Genomic DNA, 4921 nt, shown 5'->3' on the forward strand with positions numbered 1-4921 from the left:
GACTATCTGAGAGAAGATGCTCCGGAGATTCCCGGCGAAACGCTGCTGCAAATTACCGACCTCCTGCAGGAGCGGAAATATGTCTCCTACACGGAGCTCCTAGACGAACACCGATTTACGGCGGACCAGGTGATTTCTGCCATTGCGGGGGGGTATGTTGATGTAAACCTCCACGTAGAGCGGCTCGACGTCCCGTCTGATTTAATCATTTGCCGTGACGCCGCTACGTCAGCTGCCGTACGAGCAGCTCGTCAGAAGGAGCTTCAACCGGTCCTGCCCTTGCCAGGTGTAATGCGCCTTCGGCCCGGAACTGTCATTCGATACGACAACGTTGAACTCACAGTTTTGATGTGCGGAGAACGTCAACTGCATGTGCGAGATAAAGACGGATACATTTCGGCGCTGGATTTGAAGTCCGTTTCAGCCCTAAACGACCTTAATCAGATTTCCACAGATGCTCCAGGACTCCCGCCTGACGCAAAAAAGATGCTACATGATTTTAGCTCAGCTCAATGGGCGCGAGCCGAAAATCGGCTTAAAGCTCTCGAGAGTTGGGACCGAAAGGCATTTTCCAGAAGCTCGCTTCAAAGCTTTGCCCTCAAAGTTCGGGGCATGACAAACCAGCTCGACCGGTTAATAGCCTTGATGGACCATATCCCAAACCGAGGAAACCACAGCTCTCATCTTACGAATGAAGTAGAAAATAAATTCTTTATCGAAGCGATGAAATGCTACAACTCCCCGGAGCGCATGACAAAACGAGGGGCTTATGCAATTTACATGGGACTAATAGAACATTACATAAAAACAACAGCCGACATTCTTTCGACCAGGTCGTATCAAACCTTCTGTAAAAATTGTAAGCATGTAGAAGATATTCTCCTCCGGGAGGGGGAGAAAGCGGCGTATCAAAAAAACCCTCTTGATTTGTTTTTCACCCAACCCTTCCCGGTCCATGGTACAAGGCCCCACGAAGTCTGCTACATCGACCACACCACCATACCGCTTGCCACAACGGACCTTGAAGGAGTGGACCTAGGCAAGCCAAACATAACGCTTGCCGTGGACGGCGCGACTCGCAACCGGGTGGCATTTTGGCTTTCGTATAACCCACCAAGCGCCGCTTCCGTTCTTATGGTGCTGCGGGACTACGTGCGCCGGCACAAACGCCTTCCAACAGTTATCGTCGTAGACAACGGCAAAGAATTCCATTCTAGCGAGCTTATATGGTTTTGCTATCTCTACGGTATCGAGCTCCGCTATCGGCCGCCTAGTCAACCTCGTGGTGGGGCGGTCGTTGAACGCGCGCTAGGCGCCACCCAAGAGGAGGTGATTCAACAGCTTCGGGGCAATACCACCAATATGCTCGACCCTAGAATGGTGTCCCGGGCAGTCTACCCATTCGACCGTCGCGTCTGGACGCTGCCGGCGCTGTACGCAATGTTAGATGAGTACTTTCTAAAGTATGCCGACCGTGTCCATCCCGCCCTCGGGATGAGCCCGAAGGAGAAGGAGGAGCGGCTATACGAGCAGAGCGGCCGGCGCGAACATACTCTCGTACGCTTTGATGAAAACCTAATGTTACTTACGTGTCCGCATGCGAAAAAGTGGTTCCAGTCGGTGGACAACCGACGGGGAATATTCATTTACGGGCAATTCTACTGGCACGAGAAATTTAGGGAGCTCGAAAAGGGAAGGCATCTGGAAGTTCGTGTAGAACCATGGGACGCGAACGTAATATATGTGTGCCTGGACGGGTGGCAATGCGCCATCATTCGCAACCTTGAGCCATATCGCGGCAGGACCAATCGCCAAGTCCAACAAGCGTACAGAGAGTCCGCCCGAGCAAAAAATCAGCTTTCCAAGAAAGCTATCGGTTCCAGGAAAGTTCTCGCTGACAAGGCGAAGCTATTTATACCCGGCCCGTTTGATGAGCGCATGACAATCAAACAAGCCGAGATGGGCTACTTGGCTAAGAAGCTCGGAATGTCCATCGCGAACTCTAAGGCCGCAAAGTTCCTAGAGCAGACCACTGCAGACAACATCAATTCGCCTTTCGGCGAATTGCGATGGGGGCCGAAAGCGGACGCTGAAACGGAACCTAAAGAGGAGACATTCGCTTCGGATGTTGAGGCCCCCGAAATGGCGGGCGAGGAACGGGACCTTAGTGTACCCCCTCCCCTGTTCGATGAATCCACACTCCGCGCATTTCGCGGTTATGTATAAGGAGCCACCATGCCAGACGACGCATCTCGACAAAATATGCTGTCTCAGATTACTTTCATTGCCGGCGAGACGGTATTAGCCTTCGATTAATCCTAACGGCCATATTCCAGCCCACCACGTCTACGGAACACGCCGGAATTAATTTTAGCAAGCATCCCTGAGGCGAAGAAAATTGGTCGGACAGTGAAATGGCTCGTTTAGTCAGTAACGGTACGAAACTACGCAAAAGGAGAAACCATGTTTACGCGGAACCCAGAATTTGTACACTCAGAGCTTGCTGGGATACTCTCTGCGGGCGCGTCAAAGCGCGAGAAATGGTTCGATAATCTAACCATTTCACACCAAAATCTCACAATCGCTCTTCAAGACCTACTGGAGTATGTTCAACGCGGAGAAGATACCAGATTCATATTTTTAATCGGGATGACCGGCGCAGGAAAGACAAGCCTCGCCAAAAATGCGTTAGCGGATGCTTTCACCGATTTGTGGAAAAATGATAATGGCACAAAAATTCCCTTTATGTATGTTCCGGTTGAAACCAATAATGAACATGCTTTTGCCTGGAAGAATTTGTACAGTGCGATTTTGAAACAAGGCACTGCTGTCCCGGCTGAAAGTGTGCGAGAGGCGGTATATCGTGATGACATTCTGAGATTTTCGAATAATAAGCGACTCACCCTTGGCCCTCTTCGGGAAGCCATAGCTGAGATGGTTAAGCGAAGAGGAGTAAAAGTAATCATCTTCGATGAGGCTTACTATTTTCTCCGCTTCGACAATCTCGCGGTCATGGACACCGTAAAGTCTTTTGCCGAGCAAATAGACGTAAAGCTCATTTTTATCGGCAGTTATGAATTGCAAAAACTCGCGGCGCAATATGCAATCCAGATTCGGCGCACCGAAGTGGTGCCATTTTTCCGCTATGACCCTAAGAAAAAATCAGAAATGAGAGAATTTTCTGCCGTCATAGAGAAGTTCGCGTCGAATTGGCCTTGCGAGCGCATCCCAGATTTTCCGGCGGCGGCCGTTGAATTGGCAACTGCGTCCATGGGGGGGGTCGGACAATTATCTGTTGTTCTTACGAACTTCTTAGGCTATCAGCTTCGCAGCAAAGGCGAAATCTGGACGCCTAATATGTTCGGGAAAGCGTTGAAGGCAGAAAGTCTTGAGGAAGAGATGCGTGAACAGATATTAAATGGGGAGAGGGAACTCAGGCGCAAGTATGCCATCAAGAATCATTTCTCGACAAATAATGGAATAGAGGAAATCGGAGAGAAGCTAGCCAATTGAGATTCTCAGATGCACCCCCTTTACAATCTTGCGCCGATAGGATTCGGGACAAGCCAAGCGGAATCGTTAGTGAGCTACGATTTTCGGTTGGCAAATGCCCACCGCGTTCCCGTACGAACTCTTAATAGGAGCGTGCTGGTGCCCCTAATGGGCGGCCGAAATGAAACGATGCTAAACACCTCGTGGTCAGGGCGGGCAGTATCCGCGATGGTTAGTATCGGATGCACATCGGACGCATGGTCAACTGCTCTGAATAAGGCGACAGGCAGAAACGATTTACAATTTGGAACCCTAAATTTTACATCTGTTTTTTTATCAGCACACCGCCTACACACGAAATGCGCTCGATATTGCCGAGAATGTTTGCAAGATTTTTCTCTTCATAGCGAAGAACCTTGGATACCAATTTTGTGGCATATTGATGTCGTAACTGCTTGTCCAATTCATCGCACAAGGCATCGTACGCGCAGATGCGGGTCGCCGGAAAAGTCCCCCTATCAGGCTCTGCGCAGGGTACTTCCCGAAAACTGTTGGATATGCGGGCGTATTTTTTGTCTTTGCGACAATTCCCGTTCGATAGAGGCTACCGACGAAGAGGTAGCCGTAGCCGAACTCGTTGGAGAGCTAATCGCGATTGGGACTTCGGGGATACAGCTGCCAGCTGACGCCTTGCAGCTTTGCAACGAATCGATGCCTTCGGTTCTAGGAGAACATTGGCTTCGCCGCAGCGCAGAGGCCTGCAATGTCCACGTTAGTGGAGTTCATCGAATGTTCCGGCAAGCGGGTACCCGGACTTCGCTTCCCGGGCTTGTTCGATTCTGCCTGTGCAATCAACTGTCACTTGCACAGATGGCTCTTGGYAAAGTTGAGTATCGGTCTTGCAATGCCCCGAGCTTACATCGCACAGGGAAATATGACGCCGTCAATCCTAAACGCATCCGAAACGAGGTGCAGAAATCGATTGCAGCGGGCGGCGTCCGAAGCTTGCGAGACTTGGCACGAAAGCTCCATCACGACCCCAAAACACTTGAAATGGCCGTTCCCGACCTGATACCAGCCCTAAAGCTCGCCAACGCAGCATTTTCTGTCGCAGAAGCCAATATTGCCGCTGCGAAAGAAGAAGATAAGTGCCGCAAGACTATTGCAGCACTCCTCCGAAAGGGTCTAACCCTAACTCTCCGCAACGTGAGAGAACATACCGGACAAACTTGGCACTCGTCTAGCAGGAAGGCCAAAGTGTTCCTGGCGATGCGGGAGCGATATATCCATCACTGAAGTGCACTCACGAGAAGGAAATAATAATTTATGAGGGACAAAGTAAAGTAATTCGCTGGATTTCACGCAGTAAAGTAAAAGGGCCGAATCGTCCAGCGAATCACTTAAGCTGACACACCGGGTGGGCCTATGG

Annotated in this window: 3 protein-coding genes; all 3 read left to right on the forward strand. The window is 50.5% G+C overall.

The annotated features are described in order from the left end of the window. A partial coding sequence (locus AC1DKD_RS39000) for an integrase catalytic domain-containing protein (protein WP_477144540.1) occupies positions 1–2226 on the forward strand: 2226 nt, incomplete at its 5' end. A gap of 237 nt (positions 2227–2463) precedes the next feature. Then, entirely contained in the window at positions 2464–3513 is a 1050-nt protein-coding gene (locus AC1DKD_RS39005; protein ID WP_441634468.1) for an ATP-binding protein, read from the forward strand. Positions 3514–3522: 9 nt separating this feature from the next. Then, on the forward strand, positions 3523–4788 hold the full coding sequence (locus AC1DKD_RS39010) for a TniQ family protein (protein ID WP_477144541.1): 1266 nt from the start codon (positions 3523–3525) through the stop codon (positions 4786–4788). Positions 4789–4921: the final 133 nt, after the last annotated feature.

The sequence above is a fragment of the Cupriavidus sp. 05T313 genome, assembly GCF_056396665.1.